The following is a 25377-nucleotide window of genomic DNA, read 5'->3' as shown; positions in this document are numbered from 1 at the left end:
CGGAGCCCTGAAACGAGGATGTCGCCGGCGATCAGGTGGTGAGGCGCCGGGATCAGGGTGCGGCGCAGTTGCCCGCCGCGTAGCCGACCGCCGCGTCGAAGAGCGCCCCGCCACCGGACTCGAAGGCGGCCGGGCTCGTCGCGCTCGCCGGGAACGCGATCCGGCAGCCCGGCGCGGGTGCCCCGCCGACCATGCTCGCCCCGGACTCGTACACGAAGATGCCGGGCTGCCCGGAGACGGTCGCCACCGTCGTGGCACCGCCCGCACCGGTGTTGGGTATCCCGAAGCCGATGGTCTGGTTCGTGGCGTAGAGGCCCACCGTGCCGGTCCGGCCCGCGGCGAGCGGGTGACCCGCGGCGGTGACGGCGGCGGAGGACGCGGAGATGTTGCCGTAGCTGACGTCCGCGGTGGTGCCCGTCATCCGCATGTCGTCGTAGATCCACGGCTTCCACGTCAGCACGGGCACGGTGACCTCCCGGAACCGCGAGGTGAGGCCGGAGGACACCGACGCCGAGATCAGCACCGCGGCCTGACCCGTGGCGTCACCTGCCGTGACCGTGCCGTCGTCGGCGAGGGTCACGGTATAGCCCGCCGCGGTCAGCCGGTTGCGGACGGCGGTGTCACCCGTGGTGAGTGCGGCCGGATCCCCGACCACGAAGAGCAGTCCGCTGCCGGGCGGCGGAGGCGGGGGTGGGGGTGCGCCCTCGCCACCGAAGTACGGGTCCGCCCCCATGGCCGCGAAGGCGTCGCGGGACTGCGCCGAGGAGTCGGCCCACCAGTCGCACGCCGGGTACTGGCTGTTGTCGTGCTCGGTGTGGAAGTAGAGCGCCCCCCGGAACTGCTCCCACCCGGGCTGCTTGAACAGCGACTGCGCGGCGGCGAGCCACGCCGCCTTCCGGCTGGGCTGGGCGGGGTCCTCGATCGTGGCGAACTCGGGCAGCCAGAGCTCCTCGTCCGGGTGCTGCGTCCCGAACTGCCGCAGCGGATCGATGATCGACTGCAGCGACTTCCAGCCCTCGTTACTGCCCCGGCAGGTGTACCAGTTGTAGGAGTCCGCGCCGATGCCGTCGACGACGTCGTCACCCGGATACCACTTCTCCGCGCGGCGGCGGTCGGTCGGATTGACGAAGAAGCTGTAGTCGGTCATGGTCAGCAGGTACTTCGCGTTCGTCACGCCCTGCTCGCGGAACACCGTGACGATCCGGCGCCAGGCGTTCTTGAAGTCCGTGGCGTCTCCGTTCTGGAGGTTGGTCGACGCCTCGGGTTCGTGGTTGAAGATGAAGTAGATCGGTGCGCCCCAGTTCTTGATCCTGGTCGACCACGACACGATGTCGTCGTAGATCGCCTGGCCGGGTGCCGCGTTCGCGATGCTGCTCCACGGGATGCGCTGGCCGTTGAGCCGGCGCGCCTTGACCGACAGCAGCAGCGTGTGGTTCGTGCTGCGCAGCCAGTTGTGGTAGCTGTCGGGGAACTGCTGGTCCCACAGGACGAAGATGCGCGAGCCGCGCAGGCTCTGGCCGAGCGACGCCTCGAGGTTCTGGACCGCCTGCTGCTCGCTCTCACCCCCACGGCGGGCGACGTGCGCTCCCCAGATCATGGGCTCGGCGGCGGCCGTCGCAGGCGCGATCGGCCCCAGTAGAGCGGTCATCAGCACCATGGTCAGGGCCAGCAGCCCTCGGCGCGGTGCGGGACGTGGGCGAATCCTCTTCATGCTGGCAGCCTCCGTGCGTTGTCGGCGCGAACTGAAGGTCCCCAGGGCCGCTAGATCATCTCCCCACCTGGGCGCGTTCAGGCTAGTTGCTGCGGAGGGCGCGCAGCGGTACCACGCCGGGCGTGGCGGTCGTTGTCGCCGGGGTGGTTGAGACGCTTCGTCCGCTCGGTGGGGCGGCTGCCGTCCAGTTGCCAGTGAACTGTCCGCCGTCCGGCTGCCGACGGCGGCGAGCGGTCCTCAGCGATTCATCCATGTCGTTGTCATGGGATCGACCTGTGGACAGATCTGTGCGGGTCGCGGGGCAGTCGGGGAGTTGTCAGCCGGGGCGGGGGCGGTTCGGGAGCAGCTCGGATCGACCATGTGGACCGTTATCGGCGGGCAATCTCGGATCCTGCTGTTTCCGCAGCTCAGGACATTCGAAGGTCGCCGGTGTGAGGCATGTCCGTCGATGTCGACGGCCCTTGGCCGCGATTGTTCGCCGAGGATCTTCGGTGAATGGGGGCGATCGGCCGGGCCGGGTGGGGGATGCTGAGCTAACGATATGCCCGCGACGTCGTTGAACGTCGCGTGCGCGGCTGCTCGAGCTGGCCCGCGCGAGGTACTATAGACAGTCTCCAATCTAAATGGCTGTGCGAATCGAACTCGTTTCGGGTGGCGTGGGCCGCCCGGCGGGCGTCGATGAGCCGCCAGGTCGTCGCTGACGCCCAATCGGACGAATCGGTGCAGGTCCGACACGCGGTTACGGTGACGGCGCGTATGCAAAAACCACCCAGATTGATAGAGTTCCGCCACCGCGGTCGGCGCACCTTCCGGACACCAACGGGAATGCTCTGCGGCAGTCATCGACCGAACGGAGCAGAGTGTCCGCCACCGGGAAGGCAAGCCTCGTGCCAGCTGTCAACAACGCCGAGTGCCCCTGGGACCTGTTCGACTCCGAGTCGTATCAGCAACGCAACTATGCCACGCTGCACGAACTGGACCAGATAATCATCCCGAAGCTGGCCGGCTTCTTCGCGAAGCAGAACCTCGGCAGCGATCTGGAGGCGATCGACGTCGGTCCGGGGACGAACCTCTACCCGGCGATGTCGATGCTGCCCTTCACGAAGAGCATCACTCTGCTGGAGTACTCCTCGACCAACATCGCCTGGTTAGAGGACGAGATCGGCAACTACCGTGAGTCATGGAACGCGTTCTGGCGGGCGCTGGCCGACAGCTCCGACCACTATGGCGCCATCGCCGATCCGGGCGTGCTGCTGAAGAAGGTCGCCGACGTCCAGAAGGGCAGCATCTTCGATCTCAAAGAAGGCCGGTGGGACCTCGGGACGATGTTCTTCGTCGCCGAGTCCATCACCGGGATGCGAGACGAGTGCGCCAAGGCGACCACCAGGTTCGTACGTTCGCTGAAACCCGGGGCGCCGTTCGCGGCCACGTTCATGGAGAACTCCCGGGGCTACGTGGTCGGCGGACACACCTTCCCGGCCGTGGCCGTCACGGAGGCGGACGTGCGGACGCTGCTGAGGGGCGTCGCCGGTGACATCGAGCTGCACCACATCCGGTCACCTCACCTGTTCCGTCACGGCTACGACGGAATGATGCTGGTCACGGGTGTTCGCAGCGACACTCGAAGCGAACCCTCGCGTGAACCCGGATGGACCACAATCGGAAGGACGGGCCGACGTGACCGACAGCACGCCGCGCGCTAGCCTCGAGACGAAGGCTGCGATCGACAAGGCATTCACGACCTACGACATCCAGGCGTGCCTGTACGACACCCGCCGGGTCAAATACCTCCAGGACGCGATCGTCAAGACCGTCAAACCGGGTGACGTCGTGGTGGACGCCGGCAGCGGCACCGGCCTGCTCGGCCTGCTCGCCGCCAAGGCGGGGGCCAGGCGCGTCTACTGCCTCGAGTTCAACGCCGACTTCGTCCCGGTCATCGAGGAGAACGCCCGGCGCAACGGCCTGGCGGACCAGATCATCGCGATCCACGCGGACGCGACGAGCTGCGCCCTTCCCGAGGCCGTCGACGTCGTCATCAGCGAGGTGATCAGCGCCGGGTTCTTCTACGAGCCGCAGCTGCAGATCACCAACAATCTCCGCCGCTTCCTCAAGCCGGGCGGCGCGATGATCCCGATGGGCATGCAGAACTATGTCGAACTCATCTCGGCCCAGGAGGACATCTACGGGCTGAAGCTGAACTTCGACACCAGGTTCACCGAGCTCGAAGAGGACCGCCCGCTGACCGACAGCCGGCAATACCTCGACAACAGGTTCGAGGACTGGACGGATCCGGCGATTCGCGGACGAGCGCGGCTCAAGGCGTCGACCGCCGGCCGCGCGAACGCCGTCAAGATCGCGTACCGGATCGATTTCGCCGAGGGGATCTCCGGCGACAAGCCGACCGACTTCCTGCTGAATCCGCAGGTGGTGTTCCTGGAGAAGCCGATCGACCTGCAGCCGGGCGACCAGTTCGACATCTGTTTGGACTACCTGGCGAGCAACAGCCCGCTGGAGGCCGACATCACCATCACGCCCGTCCTGTCGTAGGTCCGCGGTGTAGCGTCCACATCGGATGACAATGGATCCATCCTCGAGATGGGATCCGGATGTCGGTGACGGACGAAGGCACGTGGATCGGCAGCGAACCAGGCGGTGTCGGCGCCCTCGCCGCCTGGACCGCGCTTGACGGGCGGCCCCGGGTCGCGTCGTCCGGCACCGACGGCTCCATCCAGATCTGGGATCCCGAGTCGGCAGAGCCGGTGAGCGCGCCGGTGCCCGGCCAGGCTCAGCTGGTGCTGCATCTCGGCGCGTGGGCGTGGCCAGGCGGCCGGCTGCTGGTGTCGACCAGCGAGGACGGCTCCGTGTACGCCTGGGACGTCTCGTCGGACGACCCTGTGGGCAGCCGCCTCGACGGCCACCGCGGCTGGGTGCCGGCGGTGTGCTTCTGGGACACGCCGGCCGGGCCGCGGCTCGCCACGGCGGGCCAGGACGACGGCACCGTACGCCTGTGGGATCCCCTCGCCGGGACCGAACTGGGTCCACCCCTGCTCACCGGCCAGGGCCACCTCGCCGCGCTGGCCTCGTGGCCGGCAGTCGGCGGTGACCTGCTCGCGGTCGGCTTCAACGACGGCCGCATCGAGATCTGGGACATCGACGGCCGGCGCCGCCTCGACCGGCACACCCTGCGCCACGACGGCGGGCTGTGGGCGCTGTGCGCGTGGACCGACCCCTCCGGAGCGGCCCGGCTGGCCTCCAGCGGACCCGACGACCGGATCCGGCTGTGGGACCCGGACACCGGTGCGGCAGCCGGCGAGCCGCTCGCCGGCCACAGCGGATGGGTGCCGATCCTGACCGCCTGCCCGCAGCCCGGCGGCGGCACCGCGCTCATCTCCGCGGCGGCCGACGGCACCGTCCGCATCTGGGACGTGTCGGCGCCCGCACCCACCGGGCGGCTGATCGAGGGCACGGGCGGCGCGCTGCCGTCCGCCGCCGTGTGGACCTCGACGGGCGGATCGCCACGGGTCGCCGTCGCCCAGCGCGCCGGGGTGTGCTCGTACGACATCGCCACCGGCCAGGCCGTAGGGAACCCGCTGGTCGGTCACGTCGCGGGCATGTGGGCGCTGACGAGCTGGCAGGAGCCGGACGGCACCCGTCTGGCCCTCGGCGGCGACAGCGGCATCGTCCAGGTGTGGAACGCCGACACCGGCCAGACCGCCGGCCGGCCGCTGACCGGGCACACCGCGGCGATCTGGCAGCTCGTCCACTACCGGGACGCGGCCGGCCGGTCGATGCTCGCCTCCACCGGCGACGACGGCACCGTGCGGCTGTGGGACCCGCAGGCCGGGACGGCGCTCGCCACCCTGGCCGGGCATCGGGACTGGGTCCCCGCGCTGATCGCCTGGACCACTCCCGCGGGCACCCCGATGCTGATCTCCGCCGGGATCGACGGCACCATCCGCCGCTGGGACCCGCTGACCCGGTCCGCGATCGGCGCGCCGCTGACCGGCCACGAGGGGCGGGTGCTGTCACTGGCCGCATGGGACGGTGCGGCGGGGCCGCGGCTCGCCTCCGGCGGCGACGACGGCACGATCCGGATCTGGGACCCGGTCACCGGCGAACCCGCCGCCGAGCCGTGGACCGGCCACGACGGGTGGGTGCGTACCCTGTCGGTCTGGCAGGGCCCCGGGCGCCACCTGCTGATCTCCGGCGGCTACGACGGGACCGTGCGGCTGTGGGACCTGGACACCGGAGCGCCGGTCCACGAGCCGCTGCGGGCCCACGCCGGCCGGGTGGGCGCGGTATGGACCTGGGCCGAGCCCGACGGCGGGGCGCGGCTGGTCACCGCAGGCGCGGACGGCGTGATCTGCCGCTGGGACCTGGACCGGGTAGCACCGATGGAACCCGCGCTGCGGGGGCACGAGGGCGGCATCTGGGCGGTGACCGGCTGGACCGACGCGCAGGGCGAGGTAAGGCTCGCCACGTCGGGTCAGGACGGCACCGTGCGGCTGTGGGACCCGCGGCGCGCCCGGGCCGTACGCACCCTGGAGATCGGCCCGGTCTCCATCTGGGGTGTGTCCGACGCCCCCACCAAACGCGACGTCATCGGCCGGCAGGCCCTCGCCGAGGCCATCGCCCAGCAGATCCGGCACCCCGGCGGCGGGCCGGCCGGGGACGGGCCCACGGTGGTGGGCATCGAAGGGCCATGGGGATGCGGCAAGAGCACGCTCATGAACCTGGTCCGCGAGCTGCTGCGCGAGGGCCGGCCCGTCCCGGCGGCTCCGCAGGGGCGTGGCCTGACCGTGCGCGCCGCGCTCCGGCACATCGCCGCGCCGGGCGCCGGGCCGCAGCCGGTGGCGGCCGGGGTCAGCGCGGGGGTGGTCACGGCCTGGTTCAATCCGTGGGCGTACCAGTCCGGCGAGCAGATCTGGGCGGGGCTGGCCAGCGAGATCATCGACGCGGCGGACGGCGTGCTCTACACGACGACGGCGGACAGGCAGGCGTACTGGCTTCGCCGCAACCTCGGCCAGGTCGACCGCTTCGCGCTGCGGCGGGCGCTGCGGCGCCGGACCCGCTCGCCCATCTTCGGCCTGTCCGCCGCGGCGTTCCTCGCGCCGGCGGTCGTGACGCTGCTCGGTGTCGAGGAGCCGGTGTCCCTGGCCGGGATGTCCGTGGGCGCGACGTGGCTCGCCACCGGCGTGGCGGTGACCACGATGCTGGCGGGCGTCGCGCACACCCTGTGGCGGCGCCGGTTCGGGCTGGCGTCGGCGTACCTCCCGCCGGTGATGCTGGACGGCCCGGCCATGGACGTGCCGCGCCTGGACGCGCCGGCCGGCGCCGAGCCGGAGCCCGATCCGCTGCGCCGGGCCCGGTCGGGCGCGCTCTACCTCTACCAGCACCACGTGGCCGATCTGATCGACGACCTCACCGAGGCCGGTCACCAGCTGGTCGTGTTCGTCGATGACATCGACCGGTGCCGTCCGGGCACGATCGCCGAGGTGTTCGAGGCGATCAACGTGTTCCTGGCCGACGTGGTGTCGCGCAGCGGGCTGCGGGCGCGGTTCGTGGTGGGCCTGGACTCCGGGGTGGTCGCCGGGCACCTGGACCAGATGTACCGCGATCACGGCGACCCGACGGCGGTGCACCACGGCGAGGATCCCTCGCCGGGCTGGGCGTTCCTGCGCAAGCTGATCCAGTTGCCGGTGCTGGTGCCGCAGGTGTCCGACCGGGGCCTGGCCCGGCTCGTCGACTCGGTGACCGGGCAGGGGGCACCGCCGCCGCTTCCGGCCGTGCCGGTGCAGCGGGCGGCCGCGCAGCTGCCCGCGCCGCTCGTGGCAGCCGTCCCGGCGCACCGGCCCGCGAGCCGCCCGGTGCGCGCGGCGCACACCCGCGTGCGGACCCTCACCTGGCGCTCGGCGGAGCGGCATCCGCAGGTGCGCGCTCTGCTGCTCGATCGGCTGCGGGCGCAGCCGGTCCGCTCGATCCGCGAGACGAAACGGCTCATCAACGTGTGGCAGCTGTACGCCCGCCTGATGGAGGGCCTGGAGCCGCTGTCCCGGCCGGACGCGCTGATCGCCAGGGCGCGTCACCTGCTGATCCTGGCCGAGATCGTCACCCGCTGGCCCGCGCTGCAACGCGGGCTGCACCGCCACGTGGGCGGCACGCGCGGCCTGCGGCTGCTGGCCGGGGCCGCCGCGGACGAGCAGGCCTGGCAGGCGGCGGTGCGAGGGCTCGGCCTCGACGGCTCAGCCGGGTTGACCGGCCTGCGGGAGCTGCTGATCGGGCATGACGGGGCCGCGGTCGCGGACCTCGCTGATCAGGTGCTGTGACGGCGGCGATGCCGGTCGTGTCCCGCGGCGCCGGAGGCCACCACCGGCAACGGCTCAGTCCGGCCGGCCCGGCCCGTCGAGGGCGGCGCGGACCAGGGCGGCCGCTTCCAGGGCGCAGCCCCACGAGACGGTCAGCCCGGATCCGCCGTGGCCGTAGTTGTGCACGATCACCCGCCCGTCGACGTCGGTGCGTTCGAGCCGGATCTGCGGTCGCTTGGGCCGGGTGCCGGTGCGCACCTCCACGATCTGGGCGGTGGCCAGCTGCGGCTCGATCTCCGCGCACCGGCTCTTGATCTCTTCGGCGACGGCGTCGTGGTCCAGCGCGGAGCCCTCGGCCACGGCGCAGCCGCCAAGGACGACGAGGTCGCCGTGGGGGAGGATGTAGGTCAGGTCGCCGTGTTCGGCGTCGTCCTGGAAGAAGCGCACCACCGGCGGGTCGGGGTTCTTCACGACCACCAGCTGCCCGAGCACGCCCTGCATGGTGGCGTCGGGCACGAGTTCGCGGGCGCCGATGCCGGCGCAGTTGACGATGACGCGGCCGAGGTCGGAGAGCTGCGCGAACGAGTCGACGGTGCGTTCGGACAGGGTCGCCCCGGCGGCCAGCAGCCGGTCCTGCAGGTAGGTGAGGTAGGTGGGCATGTCCACCAGGGGCACCTCGTAGTGCCAGCCGCTGCGGAACCTGCCGCGCAGCTCGTGGGGTTCGCAGCGGCGGAAGCCGGGCATGGCCACCGCCCAGGCGGGCGGTTCGGCGTCGGCGGCTTCGGCGGCGTCGATGCCGGCCACGATGCGCACGCCGCAGCCCTCGGCCGCGAGCTGTTGCAGGATCTCGCGGGTCTGGCGGCTCCATTCGAGCCCTCGGGCGTCGCCCTCGAGCATGTACGGCCCCCAGCTGGCGCCGGCCGCGTACGACGTCCGCTCCGGCAGCGCCTGGTGGGACAGCACGTGCACGGACAGTCCGGCCTCGGCCAGGCACACTCCGGTGGTCAACCCGGACACACCCGCGCCGACGATGATCACGTCAGGCTTCACTGGAATCACCATTCGATTACATTAACGTGTATCTACGCACGAAGAGGAGTCGCTTCGTCGCGCTCGGCGACGAATTCCTTGCCCGGCAACGAATCCGGAAAGCGGCACGGTGCATGACTGTCAATGCCTGAATGTGTCGTGCAGCCGATCGGATGACACGTGATCAGGGACGCGTCGGCCCATTGCATCGATCGGCCACCATGGGGTGCAATGAATGCAGCGCATGCCGGGGGGTGCGGGGTGGCCGAACATCTGGTGACGGTGGGCGAGGTGCACACCGGACTGCTGCGCACCTCCACCGCGCTGGCCGCCACCGACACCGAGGCACTGCTCGACCTGGTGCAGGGTCGGCAGGTGCGCCGCTCGGAGCGGCCGATCGCCCACGCCCAGTCACCCGACCGCCATATAGGCGTCGACTGCCCCCTCGCGAACTCCGGAGCCCGGGTCCGCGGCGTCGGCACGGTCTGCACCCGCGCCACGATCACCGGCGGTCACGTCGCCCAGGCGTCGGCGTACGCCCGGGTGGTCCGCGGCACCGCCGGCCGCCGCCTGCCCTGGTCGCACTACCTGGCCACACCCGGCACCATCGAGACGATCGGCAAGGTCGACGCCGGCCGGATCACCGACGCCGTCCTGACCGGCGAGCCCGGCGACGCGCTCAACCTCGACGCGATCGGCAACCGCACCCTCGACCAGGTGCAGCACGACCACCGCCTCGACCACCGGCCCGCCTTCCGCACCGCCCGCACCCGGCTGCGCTGGGCGGCCGGACCCGCGGGCACGCCTGTCGCGGTCAGCCTCCGCGTCGACGACCCGACCACCCGCACCCTGCGGCTGCGCCACACCGCCGCCGACGACCGCGCCGTCGTCGAGTTCTGCGAGGACCTCGCGCTGCACGACTGGCTGCTCACCACCCTGCTCGCGATGGTGGAGAGCCGTCCGGCCGGGTCCGCGCGCGCGGAGACGGTCGCGCGGGTGCGTCCCGCGATCGACTTCCTGCTGCACCTGTGGATGCCGGCCGCCCGCACCGACCCCGCTTTCGAAGAACTCTGGCGCGACCTCGAACACCGCCCCGGGTTCAGCCGCCAGTGGCGCGTCAACGTCGACCGCATCCGGGATCAGCTCGCACTGGACACCATCGAACGGCTGGGACGCTGACCGCCTCGACCGATCGGAGAGCGCATGGCCGCCCCCAAGTTACCGACGACCCCGACCAGCAGCTTCCGTTCCCGGATCCTCACCAAGGTGGGGGTCTCCGTGCTGTTCGGCCTGGTCGCGTTCACCCTCGCGCAGGCCCTGGGCGGCGACCTGACCTCCGACATGGTGCTGGGTCTGGGCCTGTCGGTGTTCATCTCCGGCGTCGCGTTCATCACCCAGTTCCTCATCGAGGTCGACCACCGCGTGGCCAGGGTCGGCGCCGGGCTGGCCGTGCTCGACCACAGCTTCGCCCAGCACGTCGCGGGCACCAGAGTCATGATCAAAGACGAGTTCGCGAAGGTGAACGAGGCCACCCAGCTGTTCGGCGCCGTGGAGGCGTCGGCGCTCAACACCGACGCCATGACCCAGCTGGTCAAGAACGCCACCACGATCGGGCGTACGCCGCGCTCGCTGCTGTTCGACTTCTCGCGGGCCGAGATCGCGCGCCTGTCCGGCTACCTGAAGGACCTCGGGCAGGCCGGTGACGTCACCTACGAGGGCGAGGACCGCGACTGGCTGCTCGGGCTGACCAAGGTCGCCGCCGAGTCGATCGACGCGACCAGCCTCACCACCGTCGATGCGGGCGGCCGCAACTCCGTCGACGGCGGCCTGTGGACCAGCGACCTCGGCCAGCTCTACATGGAGGCGCAGCGCGAGGCGGTCCGCCGCGGGGTGACCATCCGGCGGGTGTTCATCATGGACCGCCCGATCCAGATGGACGGCGAGTTCACCAACATCCTCGACCAGCACGTCGCGATCGGGGTCCAGGTGCGCACGCTCAACCCGGCCGACATCAAGGGCACCCGGCGGGCCACCCTGTTCGACTTCATCGTCTTCGACGGCGTGCTGAGCTACCAGTCCACCACCGCCTCGCGCATCAACGAGACCAACCGGCCCATCATCATCACCACGACCCTGGTGACGAACCTGGACCGGGTCAGCGAGCGCAAGGACCGCTTCACCGACCTGTGGGCGTCCGGCAAGCCCTACCCCGGCCCGGCCGCCGGGTCCTGAGCCGTCACCGCCAGCGGCTGCCGGTGAAGGCGTACTCGATCCGATCGACGACCTCCGCCGGCAGCGCCAGCTGCTCCCGCTTCGCCCGCGCCTGAACCTGGGCGGTCACCGCCCGCTCCACCGCCACCTGGCTCAGGATGGTGCGCACCGCCTGCTCCACCGGCAGGAACCGGCCCGCCAGCACGGAGAACGTCCGGTATGCCGAGAAGTGCGCCGCCTCCGGGCGCAGCCGGATCACCGGCGGCAGGTCCGCCCAGTCCTCGGGGAACTCGCCCTCCCACAGCTGCGGCTCGGCCACGATCGCACCCCGGTCGCGCACCATGCCCAGCCGCAGCAGCTGCCACACCGAGGCCAGGAACGCGCACGACCAGAGCCGTCCGTCCGGCTCGTCGCGCCACAGCTCCACGTCGATGAAGACGGAATGGTTGCCGGCGCCGTTCTCGCTCGGCCCGCGCCAGCTCGCCCCGGACCGCATCGCCTCGGCGACGTCCACGGCGGGGCTGCTCGCCCCGTTGCTGCGCCAGCCTGACTCGGCCGTCGGCGGGCGCAGGTCCCGCTCCTGCTCGCGGGTGCCGTTGGTGAGCCAGCCCGCCTCATGCTCGGCCTCGCTCACGCCGCTGGCGCCCGGTGCCGGATCCGGGACGAGCTGCGCCTGCACCAGGCTCGCGAGCGGCACCCCCGACGCGACGGCGCACGCCGACTCCCGGGCCAGGTAGTCGATCGTCAGGCCGGCCTGCTCGGCCGCGAGTAGCAGCTGCGGGATGACCGCCCGCGGCGACCAGGGCAGATCGCTGCGGGCCAGCCGGCCGGCCACGTCCGGCCGGGTGAAGTAGTCGTCGACCAGAAAGCAGGTGCTGATCCTGGCCGTACGCGGCGCCACCCCGGCCCCGCAGACCGCCATGGCCGTCCGCACCCAAGGCGCGACCTGCTCGAACGTCTCACGCAGCCGGGCCGGGCCGGCGATGTAGTCCTCCATGTACAGATGGCCCAGCTCGATCGACAGGTGCGCCAGGGGCAGCTCCGCGACCCGGTCCTGCGCCGCGGCCTCGACGTATACGGCGCTCACAGCATCGCCCACGCATTCTCGCTGTCCAGATTGCGGGCCAGCGCCACGAACGCCTCCACCGTCTCGGCATTGGCCACCTGCCGCGAGACCGTGTCCGTGTCGGTGATCAGCTGCTCGCGCCACTGCAGCACCGGGTCCAGCGGGACCGAGCCGATGGTCGTCGTACGGCCGATCCGCAGCTTCGTGGCCAGCGCCTTGAGGTCGGTGTCGCACTTGCGCAGCCAGGCCACCTGCTCCGGGCGCAGCCCGGCCAGCGAGTCGGACTCCGGGTCGACCACGGCGGTGCGCACGAAACGCACCCGCTCCAGCAGCCAGGCGGGGTCGAGTTTGGGCGTGCCGTTGTTCTCCCTGCCCAGCTCCAGCAGCCCGTGCTTGCCGAAGACCAGCCCGTGGGCGGCGATGATGTGCTGGCGGGTCCAGCGGTGGAACACCAGCCAGCGGCTGTCCACCCGCTGCAGCTCCGGCAGCGCCGTCGCGGCCAGCACGATCTCCGTGGCGTGCGAGCGCCCGGCGCTCAGGTCGATCAGGCAGACGTCGAACTCGGCGTCCAGGCGCGCCAGCAGGCGCGCGCAGCGCTTGACGATCTCGCGGGTGCCGGGGAACTCGCCGCCGAACTCGTCGCCGGGAAACAGCACCAGCTTGCCCGCCCGGCTGGGCCGTCCGCGCAGGCTGGACCGGTCGGAGTGCGACCACACGTCCAGGCGCAGCGGCGGGTCGGCCCGGCCCTGCAGGTAGGAGTGGATCCCGCCGCTGGCCGCGCCACGGCGTACCGAGTCGATGTCGAAGATCGTCCCGGCGGTCGGCGAGCCGAAGTCGAAGTCCAGGTAGGCGACGTTGCTGCCGGTCAGCGCCCTGCGATAGGCGAGGTTGCTGCTGGTCACCGACCGGCCGGTGCCGCCCTTGTCCGAGGTGGCGAAGACCAGCATGATCAGAAGACCTCCGTCGTGTCCCGGGACGCGACGAGGGAGTCCAGGTCGGCCAGCGCGAGCAGCAGCAGCGACACCGCGGTGCCCGGCCGGGAGGGCATGATCTCGCGGGCTCTGCGGATCCGCTGGCGCACCGCCTCCAGCCGCTTGCGTTCCGGCGCGCCGCTCTCCGACGTGCCCGCCAGCAGCTCCTGGGAGTAGAGGTGGTCTGCCTCGGCCAGCAGGCTGTGCGCGTGGTCGAGCAGCGACTCGCTGCGCAGGGGCTGGTCGTAGGCCAGGCGCGCGGCCAGGACCAGGCTCTCCACCACCCGGACCGTGTGGTGCCAGGACGGGCTCGGGTCGCCGGGCTGCAGCGGGTAGACCCGGCTCGGGTCGTCCCACAGCCCCGGCTCCTCGTCGACGACGCTGCGCCGCTGCGCGACGTGGTCCCACAGGTCGTCGGCGAGGTTGACCGCGTCGCCGCGCAGGTCGATGCGGTCGACCAGCCCCGCGACCATGACCGCCCGCTTGAGCAGCAGCGGCGCGAAGTCGGCGGCCACCCAGCTGAGCCGCGGCGAGAACTCCGTGGCGCCCTCGACCTCGATCGCGACGCCGGGGGAGTGCAGGTTCAGCGCCGGGTCCTCACGCAGCGGCCGCCGGGTCATCCGGCTGCGGTTGGCCAGCTCGGCGAGGATCTCGCCGAGCCGCTGCAGGTCCAGGTCGTTCGGGCGGACCGACAGGTTGCGGGCCGCGATCGAGGTCACCAGAAGGCTGAAGTAGTCGGACTCGACGCCGTCCACGGTGCGCCACGGGATGTCCTGCAGCGGCCACCGCTTGGTGCCGAACGAGGCGACGATGGACCAGTACCGCTGGGTGAGGTCCCAGCGCAGGCGCAGCGCGGTCGCGATCTTCAGCTGCTCGTCGTCGAGCAGGCGCAGCAGCCGGGTGCGGTCGTTGTTGAGGTCGGCGATGGCGTCGAGCGCCACCACGGTGAAGTACAGGTAGGGCGCGTCGAGCGCGACGCCGGGGACCTGCTGGCCGAGGTCGACCGGGAAGTCGACCGGCGTGGCGTTGCTGTGCACGCTCCAGGACCAGCCGCACTCGAAGAGCATGTCCTCGCGTTCGATCTGCTCGACCTGGGTCAGGCCGAAGGTGAGGTCGCGCAGGCCGGCCGCGACCTCCCGCAGCGACACCCGCAGGTCCTCGACCACCCGGCGGTGCGGCTCGTTGCCCTGGTTCACCGTGCGCAGCAGCGTCGTCGCGAACTCGCTGTCGACGGGGAAGACACTGATCGAGAAGCTGCGCAGCAGGCCGATCATCGCGGCCGACAGGCGCCGGCTGGCCGCCTCCTCGACCTTCGCCAGCCGCGCCCGCAGCTCGGGGCGGGTCACCGACCGGCTGAAGACCTTGATGAAACCGAGCGACGACAGCATCAGCGGGATCGAGGCCGCGAACGACTCCACCACCGGCAGCGCGCGCTGCTCGGCGGTGGGCTCCTCGCCGGGGAACAGGGGAGAGAAGTAGCTGCCGCCCGAGAAGATCGGTGTGCCGTCGGGGGCGGTGTAGCGCTCCAGGTACTCCATCACCAGCCCGATGAGGAACTGCGGGATGTCGATCGCGCCGCCGAAAGGGCGCAGCACCGTCAGCAGATCCTCATCGGTGGAGTTGGGCTCGTCCAGCCGGAACTGCGGGATCTCGGTGGACGGCAGCATCAGGCAGAGCAGCTGCTCGGCGTCGGAGATCGAATTGGAGCCGTCCCGGCCGCCCCAGCGCCATTCCCGCTTTCCCCGCGAGCCCGGCACCGGGACGAAGGCGACTCTGGCGGTCGCGCTCCAGATGTCCATGAGTTCTTGCCTCGGCTTGATTCTCATGCGCCAGGACACCATCCCCACGGTAACGGCCTGCCGCCGCCCTGCCCTGCTCACGCGGCGGCTCAGCAGGCATCGCAGCGCAAGCGGACGGCGGTCTAGATTAGATTGCTCGCCACATCGTATGTCACGGATGCCACGATGTCGTTTCTTGCACATGCGAAAACACACCGACGATAGACGGCGCCGCGGCCGTATGAAGCGACCGGCAGAAAGGCGCATGAATCCGCCTTTCGAGATCCGGGCTTCCGCGATTCGCCGACATCCCTATGGTTGGTCGGTGGACATCCATCAGGCGAAGATCCAGTACGTCGGCCGGCCGGGGATCCTCGACCTGGCGTGGGGTCATCCGCGGCCCGAGCTGCTGCCCGTCGAGCAGTGGCTGGACGCCGCGGGCGGCGCGCTGCGCGCACACGGGTGGCAGGCGCTGACCTACGGCGCCGCGGCCGGCCCGCGACCCCTCGTCGAGTGGCTGGCCGACGTCGACGGCGGCGGCACGCGCACCTCGGAGGTCTTCGTCACCAACGGCGCCTCGCACGGTCTCGCGCTGGCCGCCGAGCTGCTCGTCCAGCCCGGCGACGTGGTGCTGGTCGACTCGCCGACCTACCACCTCGCGTTCGGGACCCTGTTCGACCGGGGTGCCGAGCTGGTCGGCGTGCCGGCCGACGCGGAGGGCATGGACGTGGCCGCCACGGCGGAGCTGATCGGGCGGCTGACGCGCGGCGGGCGGCGCGTCCCGATGCTGTACCTCGTGCCCACGTTCGCCAACCCGACCGGCCGCTGCCTGCCCCGGCAGCGCCGGGTCGAGCTGGTCGAGCTGGCCGCCCGCACCGGGCTCACGATCGTGGAGGACGACACGTACCGCGAGCTGGTGTACGAAGGCGCGGCTCCGCCCTCGCTGTGGAGCCTGGGGGAGCGGGGCACCGTCGTCCGGCTCGGCACGTTCGCCAAGACCGTCGCACCGGGGCTGCGGCTGGGCTGGATCAACGCCGACGATGCGTTCGTGCGGCGGCTGACCGGCCTCGGGTACATCACCAGTGGCGGGGGCGTCAATCACACGACCGCGCTGACCATGGCCGCCTTCGGCGCGTCCGGGGCCTACCTGAGCCATGTCGCCGACCTTCGCCGGCAGTACGCCGCACAGCGTGACGCGCTCCTGGCGGGCCTGCGCGAATCAGCACCGGACCTGCGGGTGTCGACACCGGACGGCGGCTGGTTCCTGTGGGCCGAGCTGCCCCCGCCGCTGACGGCAGGCGCGCTTGCGCCGTCCGCCGAGGCGAACGGGGTCGCCTTCGTGGAGGGATCCCGGTTCTTCGCCGACGGCACCGGCGGCCGGTCCCACCTCCGGTTGTCGTTCTCGATGCTGGCAGCCGACGACCTGGCCGAGGCCGCGGCCAGGCTCGGCCGGGCAGTGGCGCAGTGCCCACGCTCTTGAGGTCCGGCCGGCCGCGGTCATACCGGCCGCGGTCTTGCGGGCCGCCGGCAGGGTGCTCGGCGCTGGAGTTCCAGCACGTCAGCTCGCGATGGGCGGTCAATCGGGGAGCAGCAGCGGACCGCCGTGACCGGGCAGCCCCCGGTCCACCGGAATCGGTTCCTCGACCGCCCCGTGGGCGACGACGCCCTGAGCGCGGGTCTGCCCGGCCAGGCGCTCGTAGTAGGCGGACACCGCCGCGAGCACGTCACGGACGGCCGTCAGCAGCGTGCCTCCCGCCTGCTCGACGACGTCGGCCTCGTGCACCTCGAAGGCCCGGATGCCCTGCAGCACGGCGGCTTTCAGGTCGCCGAGCAGTTGCACGTCGGCGTGCGCGTACGTCCGGCACAGCGCGGTGACCCGGGGGAGGTCCTCGCCGATCAGCAGCAGCTCCTTGACGGCGCTTACGGAGCTGCGCACCAGGGTGACGTCCGGCCGTTCCGACAGGGCGGCGAGTTCGGCGTCTAGCTGCCGGACGTCCTGCCGCGGGTCGCAGAAGCCGACGGTGTGCTGCCACAGCGTGCGCAGGTCGTCGTGCAGGAGCCCGTCGAGATAGCTGACCAGGAACCTGCGGTGCCCCTCGATGACGTACTGCGCCTTGAACGGCGTCAGCTCCCGGGGGTCTTCGCCCATCGTGGTGACCGAGGTGGTGAAGCCGTAGTCGGCGGTGAGCGCGTTCCGCATCGCGACCAGCATGTACAGGAACCGCACCCAGGTCCGGAACAGCTCCTCCAGCGGCAGCGAGTGCAGGCCGTCCTCGTCGAGCACCACGCCCCAGCGGGCGCCGAACTGCAGCCGGCGCAGGTGGCCGATCTGGTACATCGACAGCTGGGAGTCGATCTCGGCGTGGGCGTGGTGCAGCACCTTGCGGTACGCCGCGGTCGCGTCCATGCCGACGTAGTTGCGCACGATGTGCGGCCCGCCGATGTGCAGGTGGATGAACTCGCTGACGTCGATCACGGCGCCGCCGATCGCCATCCAGTAGCCCGCCTCGGGCGTGTCGTGCTGCGCCAGGTCCGAGATCTCGAAGCGAGGGGTCTGCTGCGCGTGGCCCAGATACGTGGTGAACACGTCCTGGGCGAGGCGTCCGTCGGCCACCAGCTGTCGCAGGAACTCGCGGCCGTCGCCGGGCACGATGCCGGTAAGCGCCTGGAGCACGGCGACGGCGAAGCGTGAGCTGCCGCAGACGTACACGAACGCGCCGCGGCCGCCGTCGGCGACGGGCCGCAGCAGCTCCCACAGGGCGTCGGCCTCGGCGCGGATCACGTCGTCGACGCGGCGCCGCTGCCCGGCCCCGACGCCGTGACGCCGGCCGTCGAACTGGATCGCGGCATCGGCGCGGGAGAACGCGACGGACAGGTGCAGCCGGCCCGCGGCGACCGCCGTATCCAGCTCGGGGTGTTCGACGAACTCGTCCGGCGTACGGATGCCCAGGTAGAGACGGTTCTCGCCGGGCCCGGTGCGGGCGGCGACGAACCCCAGGAACGGGGCGATGCCGGAGCCGGCGGCGAACATGACGACGGGCCGGGCCGGGTCGGCCGGCAGCCGGAACCTGGGCGTGGCCACGATCTGCAGGGCGAGCCGCTGCCGCCCGTCGAGGCCGGCCCGGCGCAGGAAGTGCGAGGCCGCACCCTGGCGCTTGCGCGGGTACGACCACGGCGTACGGGCGGAGGTGTAGTCGAGCCCGGCGACGACCAGCTTCAGGGCGGTCGCCGGTTCGCCGGGCGGCGGAGCCGAAGCGATCGAGTACAGCCGGAACGGCTCGGGCGCGATGACCGCGCAGAAGGCGTCGTGCTCGCCCGCGTCGGCCTTCCACAGCCGGGCGACGTCATACCCGCCCGCGTACAGCAGGTTCAGGACGTCCCACAGCTCCCACTGGTCCTCCATGCGGGCGTCGACGACCCGCTGCCACGCGCCGACGGCGGTGAGCTTCACCAGCCGTTTGGCCACCTCCCGGCCGATCGGCCGGAGCCGGGCGAAGCGCAGCAGCGTCCGCAGCGGCAGGACGTCGACCTCGCCGTAGCCCTCCCGGCAGGCCACCGCCGCACGCCAGCTCGGGGTGAGCGGCACCAGTTCGTCGCCGGTGGCCTGCAGCGCGGCGACGGTGCGGCGCACCAGGTCGTCGTCGTGCTCGGCCAGCACCCCGACCCGGTCGCCGGGCAGGTGGTGCACGCCCTGGCCGGTGACGTCGATGTCCAGGTAGCAGGTCCAGGCGCCGGACTCGCCGGTGACGACCCGGCCCCGGCGAGCGGTCCCGAACACCACGGGCGCGCCCACCGGAGGGCGGCGCTCCTCGCGGACGACGGCCAGCTCCCCGTCCACCTTGTCCCAGGTCCGGTCCTTGAACAGGCCGGTGAACCGGGCGCCGGTGGTCACCTGCCGGCCGACCTTGAACGCCACCTCCAGGAAGCCGTACGCCTTGATGCGGTGCAGGCCCATCCAGCCGCGGTCGCCGACGTAGGCGTTCAACATGGCGTTGTAGACCCCGCGCAGGGCGCTGCTGCGGCTGTCCTCCACGTACTGGCGCACCGACACCTCACGCAGCGCCGCCACCAGTTCCTGCCAGTGCCGCGGGAAGTAGCCGGCGAGGTAGGTGCTCTGCTGCCCGACCAGCGAGCCGTAGTCCCGGCGTTCGAGGAACGCGTCCAGCGCGTGGATCTGGGGCTGGGCGGTGCCGCTCGGGCTGGGCGCGCCGTCGAAGATCGGCACTCCGGCCGTGCCGACGGTCTTGGCCCACAGCACCTGGTCCAGCGGATGCCGGGCGCGGGGGTTGGGATCGATCTGGGGGTAGATCGCCTGGGTGACGTGCTGCAGCTGGTCGAGGATCACCAGGAGCGCGCCCTCCAGCGCGGCCGGGTCGTCGGCGACCACCGCCTCCTGGGCGTCGAGCATGGCGCCCAGGACGGGGGTGAGCCCCATCGCGAACTCGGTCGTGACCAGGTAGAACACCCGCTCGGCGGCGTTGTTCCACGTCGGCACGAGCAGATCCATGTTGTCCAGCGCCCGGGGGCCGGCCGGGTCGCGCAGGCGCCAGTTGTAGAAGAACAGGTCGATGTACGACACGGCCGGCGTCTGCTTGCCCAGCCGCCGGGAGACGGTGGTCCACGGCCGCAGCAGCGAGTCGGGCAGCGCGGCGGGCGGGTCGATCGCCATGTACTGGTAGGCGTGGGCGAAGACGCCCAGCATGGTCGAGGCGCGCAGCAGGTACCGGTCGGGCAGCGCCTCCGGTCTGGCGTCGAGGACCGGCATCGCGTCGAACGCCCGGCGCAGCGTGAGCCGCCGGAACAGGTCCGGCAGCCGGTCGGTCATCTCGTCCCAGGCGCGGTGCGAGTCGGGAAAGGCCAGCAGCGGCGGCTGCGCGGGCAGGAACCCGTGCGCGACCGACAGGAAGCCGTCGAGCTCGTGGCCGACCCGCTGGTTGTGCGCCTGCGCGGCGGTCACCACCCGCCGGGCGGCGACGTCGGGCGGGGCGTCCGGCCGGTGGACGGTCAGGTGGGAGCCGTCGACGGACATCGTGGCGTTCGGGTCGACGTACCGCCACGTCAGGTCGTACCGGCCGATCCGGATCCGGTCCCCGGGAGCGAGCGCCTGGCGGCGGGTCAGCCGCTGGTCGTTGACGTAGGTGCCGTTGGTGCTGCCGAGATCGGTGAGCACGAGATAGTCGTCGACCATCTCCAGGCGGGCGTGGCGCCGGGAGACGCTGCTGTCGTCGAGCGCCACCGCGGCCATGCCCGCGTCACGGCCGAACGTGATCGGCAGCGCGCACACCCGCTCGCTGGTCGCCTGGGTGTGCCGATCGGTCAGGATCAGCCGGAGTTCAGGAATGGTAGATCACCGCTCGGCACAGGTCGGCGCGGGACAGCGTGCCCACGAGCTTGCCGTCGTCGACGACGGGAAGCCGCCGGATCCCGCGGTCGAGCATCACGATCGCCGCGCGGGCGAGTTCGTCGGTCGAGCGGACGCTCGCCGTGTCGCGCACGACGAGCGGGTCGACGGGGCGGTCGGCGAGGGTGCGGCCGCGCTCCAGGAAGATCCGGAACGCGTCGGCGAGCGTGCCGCCGCCGGCGGTGACGTCGTCGAAGCCGGGCAGCATGGCCCGCACCAGGTCCTCTTCGGACAGTGAGCCGACGAACCGGCCTTCGTGGTCCAGCACCATCAGGTTGCCGACCTCCGACACGCTGACCACCTCGGCCGCCCGCCGGATCGTGGCGCCGAGCCGTATGTACGCCGGGAACGCCGACATCACGTCGCTGACCCGCACGCCACCTCCACAAGGGCTCTGGACCGGCTTGCCGCCCGTCCGGCGTACGGCCTGATAGGCGAATCGGCCGCCACTGTCGAGTTTAGCCAGACCGGTGCCCGGCGATGATCCGATGATCGGCGAATGCCGGGATCCGTTAGGTCGACCTCGGCGTCAGCGGCGCGACGTGGGCCCTGTTCACCACTGTGCTGATCGAGGCGTCAACAGCGGCCGCAGCGTCTCCAGCACCGCCGGATCCTCGATGGTGGACGGGGCCGGCTCGTCCCGCCCGTCCGCCATCGCGCGCATCGTCTTACGCAGGATCTTGCCGGACCGCGTCTTGGGCAGCGCAGATACGACGTCGACGGCGGACGGCGCGGCGATCGGGCCGATCTGCTCGCGCACCAGCCGGACCAGGTCCTGGCGCAGAGCGTCCGCCTCGACCTGGGCACCGGCCTTGAGCACGACCAGCGCCCTCGGCACCTGCCCCTTGACCGGGTCGTGAACACCGATGACCGCGCATTCGGCCACGGCCGGGTGACCGGCGAGCACCTGTTCCATCGCACCCGTCGACAGGCGGTGGCCGGCGACGTTGATGACGTCGTCGATACGGCCCATGACGTAGAGATAGCCGTCGGGGTCGACGTGCCCGCCGTCGCCGGTCAGGTAGAAGCCCGGGTGCGCGGACAGGTATGACTCCACGAACCGGGTGTCGTCGCGCCACAGCGTCGGCAGCGTCCCCGGCGGCAGCGGCAACCGGATCACGATCTCCCCGTCCTCGCCGGCCGGCACGGGCCTGCCCAGCGAGTCGACCACGCGCACGTCATAACCCGGCACCGGCACCGTCGCGGAACCGGGCCGCGGCTCACGCGGCTCCAGCCCCATCAGGTTCGCGGCGACCGGCCAGCCCGTCTCCGTCTGCCACCAGTGATCGATGACGGGCACGCCCAGCAGCCGCGCCGCCCAGCCGTAGGTATCCGGGTCCAGGCGCTCGCCGGCGAGGAAGAGATACCGCAGGCCGGACAGGTCCGCGTCCCGGACCCGAAGCCCCTCGGGATCGTCACGGCGGATCGCCCGGAACGCCGTCGGCGCGGTGAACAGCGCCTTGACCCCGTGCTCGGCGATGACCCGCCAGAACGCACCGGAATCCGGCGTGCCCACCGGCTTGCCCTCGTAGAGCACCGTGGTGCAGCCGGTGATCAGCGGCCCGTACACGATCTAGGAGTGCCCCACCACCCAGCCGATGTCGGAGGCGGCCCAGAACACCTCGCCGGGGTGGGTGTCATAGATGTACCTCATGCTCCAGCGCAGCGCCACGGCGTGCCCGCCGTTGTCCCGGACCACCCCCTTCGGGCGGGCGGTCGTGCCGGAGGTGTAGAGGATGTAGAGCGGGTCGGTCGCCGCGACGGGCACGCAGCCGGCGGGTTCGGCCGTGGCCATGGCCTCGGACCAGTCGACGTCGCGTCCCGCCGTCAGCGCGGCGGCGGCCTGCGGCCGTTGCAGGATCACGCAGGCACGGGTCTCATGAGCCGCCGTCTCGATCGCCCTGTCCAGGATCGGCTTGTACTCGATGACCCGGTTGACCTCGATGCCGCACGACGCGGACACGATCACGGCAGGTTCGGCGTCCTCGATGCGCAGCGCCAGCTCGTGGGCGGCGAACCCGCCGAACACCACCGAGTGCACGGCTCCGATCCGCGCGCAGGCGAGCATCGCGACGACCGCCTCCGGCACCATCGGCATGTAGATCAGCACCCGGTCGCCGTGCCCCACGCCCAGGCCCCGCAGCACGCCGGCGAACCGCGCCACCTGGTCTAGCAACTCGGCATAGGTCAGCGTCCGGTCGGCGCCGGTGACCGGCGTGTCGTACACGAGCGCGGCCTGCTCGCCTCGGCCGTCGCGTACGTGCCGGTCGAGCGCGTTGAAGCACGTGTTGAGCACACCGTCGGGAAACCAGCGGTAGAACGGCGGCCGCGTGTCGTCCAGCACCGTGGTGGGTGCGCGGAACCACTCGATGTCCGCGGCCGCCTCACCCCAGAAGCCGGCGGGGTCCCGGATACTGCGGCGGTACGCCTCCGTGTAGTCCATGATCGGCACCCTCGGCAATGCGTGGACCGGCGCCGGGCCGGATGCCCTTCCGGCTCGGGCCAGCCAGGCTCGGCGTTCGTCGACCTTCGTCACGGACGTGCCCTCAGCAGTACCCCGGATGGCGCCGGATGATGCATCCGGCAGCGCGCCCTGATCCCCAGCATTAGAGGGCAAAGTCCACAAGTACTGCAAAGTTTGTTGCCGGAAACGTGTGCCGCGGTGCGGCCGGGAGGGTGCCGCCCTCCCGGCCGTACTCGTCAGCACCAGCCGTTGACCGCTCCGTTCACGCCGGTCCACAGGAACGCGTCGGAGACCCAGCTGCCGTCGGTGAGGCGGTTCCACAGGGCGGTGGCGCCGTACCGGCCGGTATGGGTCGTTCCGTTGGCCGAGCAGGAGATGCTCACGGTCGCGCCGTCGGCCAGCGAGCCGAGGGCGGCGTAGCCGGTGCCGGGGCCCGCGCGCCGGGTGAGCGTCCCACCGCCGTTGGCGTCGACGATCCCCTGGGTGAAGCCGAGGACCCCGTAGTTGTAGAGGCCGCTGCCGACACCCGCCCAGGCCGATCCGTGGCGAGCCCCGCCCTGGTAGGCGGCGCCGCCGACGAACACCCACTTGCCGATGGCGTGGTCGCTGATCGGCACGTAGGCGCTGTTCTGGCGCAGTGCGAAGTGGACGTGCCGTCCCGACGCCGCGCCGCCGCAGGTGACGTCGGTGCCGGTGTAGCCGAGGTACGCCCCCTGCGCGACGGCCGCCCCGTTGACGGAGATGCTGCTCCACAGGTGGTAGTAGTCGGTCGAGTAGCCGCGGTCGTGGATGACGCGGATCCAGCCCTGGCACATCGTGTACGCGGTGCCGCCGCGCGCCGCCCGCACCACCTGGTCGCCGCCGGCCAGGTCGATCGAGCTGAACGGGGTTTCGCCGCCGCCCCACCCGTGCGGTCCGCCCGACAGCGTCCAGGTCTGCCCGATCGTGAAGGGCAGTGCCATACCGGTGCGGAAGTCCCCGCCGGCGAACGCCGGGGCGGGGGTGGTGAAAACCTCACGCTCATGCCGCGTGACCACCGGCGACTCGGCGGCCAGGGCGGCGAACGCGGCTTCGCCGTCGAAGGCGACCCGCCATCGGCCGGCCTCGGCCCGCGCGACGAAGATCGACCCGGTCGGATGGGCGTCGTGGCTGCGCGGCGCGATCAGGACGGCCGTGCCGAAGGCCCAGCTCCCGCTCCGGCGGGTGATCGTGACGCGGGCGTCGTCGCCGGTCGCGGGCGCCGCTGCCGTGGTCGCGGTCTGGGCGAGTAGTTTCGCGGTGACCGCTTCGGCGACGGCGGCGTCCGAGCGCGGTGCGGCCTGCGCCGCCACCGGTGCGGCGACGACGAGGCTTGCCGCCATCAGCAATATCGCCAGGCCGCGAGCCTGCCGTCGAGGACCGGCCACCCCGGACTTCCGTGGATAAAAATTTATGTTCATCGTTGTACGGTAGGACCGTGTTTGAAGCTTGTCTACTTCGATGGATACGTCGATGAAGGAAACATGCCAATCATGGCGCGAGCCGCCTGCCGCCTCAGCTGCCCTGCGGCGGCGGCTCATGCACCGACTTTGCGAATAGCTACGAGGTAGGGTCTGCGCGGCCAAGGCGGGAGCGGTCAGCGATCGGGAGGAAGCTCGGTGGGTGCCAAGACCGGTGTGTTGGTGTACGCGGACGGTGATGCTCGCGCCGCGTTGCGGCGGGTGCGGGCGTGCCAGGCCGACATCGGAGCCACGACGGACCTGGTCCGGCTGCTGCGGCCCGGCTGGCCGCTGGAAGCCGTCGACGGCGACACTCTCGGTGAGGCGGCCTACCCGCCTGACGGCGTCGCCTACGCTGCGGCGTTCCCCGGCATCGACATCGTGTGCGATCGGCGGCTCATGCTCGACTACCCGTCGCAGATGCCTGAACACCTTGTCGAAGCTGGCCGGGGCCGCACCATGGCGCTGCACGCCATGCACAGCGTCGTGGACTGGCTCGCCTTCGCCGTCTGGGTGGACGGGCGCCTCGTCCGCTCGCTCAGCCTGTCGCCGGACGGCGGCATCGTGGAAGACATCGGTGAACGCCTTCCCTTCGAGACCGCCTACTGGGCGGGGGAGCGCCCGGTGGAGCCAGAGCCGAGATGGGACGACGACGAACCATACGCGCTGCCGTTCCATCCGCTGGAACTCGGCGAGGAAGCGCTACGGGCGCTGTTCGGGTTCGTGCTCGAAGGCCGCCTCGATCCGGACGGCGTCAACCCAGACGACATCCAGCTGCACGGCTACCGCCTGACCGATCCCGATGCGGCGGCACGCGCGGCGGAGCAGGCGCGGCTGATAGACCAGATGCGCAGAATCGGGCCGCGCCGCTTCGGCTTCGGTCCCGAGGGCCGCCTCGTGGAGCGGTCCGGGCCGGGTGGCACGACCGTGCGCGACATGCCTCAGGAGTGACCAGGCGGGCCT

General features: G+C 71.6%; 15 protein-coding genes and 1 pseudogene. 7 read left to right on the top strand and 9 right to left on the bottom strand.

What is annotated here, in order from left to right:
* Nucleotides 1-52: 52 nt before the first annotated feature.
* Nucleotides 53-1711, bottom strand: a complete 1659-nt coding sequence (locus tag Cba03nite_RS14785) for a glycosyl hydrolase (protein WP_203746150.1) — start codon at nt 1709-1711, stop codon at nt 53-55.
* 860 nt (nt 1712-2571) lie between these two features.
* On the opposite strand from Cba03nite_RS14785, the gene Cba03nite_RS14780 reads away from it, so the two are divergent.
* From Cba03nite_RS14780 to Cba03nite_RS14770, 3 genes are read left to right on the top strand one after another with little or no spacing between them, the layout of a single operon-like run.
* Complete coding sequence (locus Cba03nite_RS14780; RefSeq protein ID WP_203746148.1) at nt 2572-3414, top strand: SCO2525 family SAM-dependent methyltransferase; 843 nt, start codon at nt 2572-2574, stop codon at nt 3412-3414.
* The gene (locus tag Cba03nite_RS14775) at nt 3317-4258 is read left to right on the top strand and encodes a methyltransferase domain-containing protein (protein ID WP_203746146.1); all 942 of its coding nucleotides are present in this window, start codon (nt 3317-3319) and stop codon (nt 4256-4258) included. The genes Cba03nite_RS14780 and Cba03nite_RS14775 overlap by 98 nt, the downstream gene beginning before the upstream one ends.
* A gap of 59 nt (nt 4259-4317) precedes the next feature.
* Nucleotides 4318-8037 (top strand): P-loop NTPase fold protein, encoded by a 3720-nt coding sequence (locus Cba03nite_RS14770; protein ID WP_203746144.1) that lies wholly within the window; start codon nt 4318-4320, stop codon nt 8035-8037.
* A 54-nt stretch (nt 8038-8091) separates the two neighbouring features.
* Here Cba03nite_RS14770 and Cba03nite_RS14765 read toward each other — a convergent pair whose 3' ends face one another.
* Complete coding sequence (locus tag Cba03nite_RS14765; RefSeq protein WP_239125739.1) at nt 8092-9078, bottom strand: FAD-dependent oxidoreductase; 987 nt, start codon at nt 9076-9078, stop codon at nt 8092-8094.
* 228 nt (nt 9079-9306) lie between these two features.
* Between Cba03nite_RS14765 and Cba03nite_RS14760 the strand changes: the two genes are divergently transcribed.
* Nucleotides 9307-10224, top strand: a complete 918-nt coding sequence (locus Cba03nite_RS14760; protein WP_203746142.1) for an SCO2521 family protein — start codon at nt 9307-9309, stop codon at nt 10222-10224.
* A gap of 24 nt (nt 10225-10248) precedes the next feature.
* Nucleotides 10249-11277 (top strand): DUF6879 family protein, encoded by a 1029-nt coding sequence (locus Cba03nite_RS14755; RefSeq protein ID WP_203746140.1) that lies wholly within the window; start codon nt 10249-10251, stop codon nt 11275-11277.
* 4 nt (nt 11278-11281) lie between these two features.
* Here the strand turns inward: Cba03nite_RS14755 and Cba03nite_RS14750 are convergent, their stop codons facing one another.
* The 3 genes from Cba03nite_RS14750 to Cba03nite_RS14740 are packed head-to-tail and all read right to left on the bottom strand — an operon-like array spanning nt 11282 to nt 15119.
* Nucleotides 11282-12355, bottom strand: a complete 1074-nt coding sequence (locus tag Cba03nite_RS14750; protein WP_239125738.1) for an SCO2522 family protein — start codon at nt 12353-12355, stop codon at nt 11282-11284.
* Nucleotides 12340-13269 carry an SCO2523 family variant P-loop protein gene (locus Cba03nite_RS14745; protein ID WP_203746138.1) on the bottom strand — a complete coding sequence of 310 codons (930 nt, stop codon included), beginning with the start codon at nt 13267-13269 and terminating at the stop codon, nt 12340-12342. The genes Cba03nite_RS14750 and Cba03nite_RS14745 overlap by 16 nt, the downstream gene beginning before the upstream one ends.
* A gap of 2 nt (nt 13270-13271) precedes the next feature.
* Nucleotides 13272-15119 carry an SCO2524 family protein gene (locus Cba03nite_RS14740; protein ID WP_203746137.1) on the bottom strand — a complete coding sequence of 616 codons (1848 nt, stop codon included), beginning with the start codon at nt 15117-15119 and terminating at the stop codon, nt 13272-13274.
* Between the two features lie 277 nt (nt 15120-15396).
* Between Cba03nite_RS14740 and Cba03nite_RS14735 the strand changes: the two genes are divergently transcribed.
* Entirely contained in the window at nt 15397-16551 is a 1155-nt protein-coding gene (locus Cba03nite_RS14735; RefSeq protein WP_203746136.1) for an aminotransferase-like domain-containing protein, read from the top strand.
* Nucleotides 16552-16647: 96 nt separating this feature from the next.
* Here Cba03nite_RS14735 and Cba03nite_RS14730 read toward each other — a convergent pair whose 3' ends face one another.
* From Cba03nite_RS14730 to Cba03nite_RS14715, 4 genes and pseudogenes are all read right to left on the bottom strand, one after another.
* Entirely contained in the window at nt 16648-20355 is a 3708-nt protein-coding gene (locus Cba03nite_RS14730; RefSeq protein WP_203746135.1) for an FHA domain-containing protein, read from the bottom strand.
* Nucleotides 20356-20404: 49 nt separating this feature from the next.
* On the bottom strand, nt 20405-20848 hold the full coding sequence (locus Cba03nite_RS14725) for a CBS domain-containing protein (protein WP_203746134.1): 444 nt from the start codon (nt 20846-20848) through the stop codon (nt 20405-20407).
* Nucleotides 20849-21025: 177 nt separating this feature from the next.
* Nucleotides 21026-22915 (bottom strand): annotated as a pseudogene (locus tag Cba03nite_RS14720) (propionyl-CoA synthetase).
* Between the two features lie 257 nt (nt 22916-23172).
* Entirely contained in the window at nt 23173-24297 is a 1125-nt protein-coding gene (locus tag Cba03nite_RS14715; protein WP_203746126.1) for a peptidoglycan DD-metalloendopeptidase family protein, read from the bottom strand.
* Nucleotides 24298-24573: 276 nt separating this feature from the next.
* On the opposite strand from Cba03nite_RS14715, the gene Cba03nite_RS14710 reads away from it, so the two are divergent.
* Nucleotides 24574-25365, top strand: a complete 792-nt coding sequence (locus tag Cba03nite_RS14710; RefSeq protein ID WP_203746124.1) for a DUF6928 family protein — start codon at nt 24574-24576, stop codon at nt 25363-25365.
* Nucleotides 25366-25377 lie beyond the last annotated feature (12 nt).

Source organism: Catellatospora bangladeshensis, from assembly GCF_016862575.1.
GTDB classification, from domain to species: Bacteria; Actinomycetota; Actinomycetes; order Mycobacteriales; family Micromonosporaceae; genus Catellatospora; species Catellatospora bangladeshensis.
The sequence above is the reverse complement of the archived record's forward strand: the minus strand, read 5'-3'. Positions and strand labels throughout refer to the sequence as shown.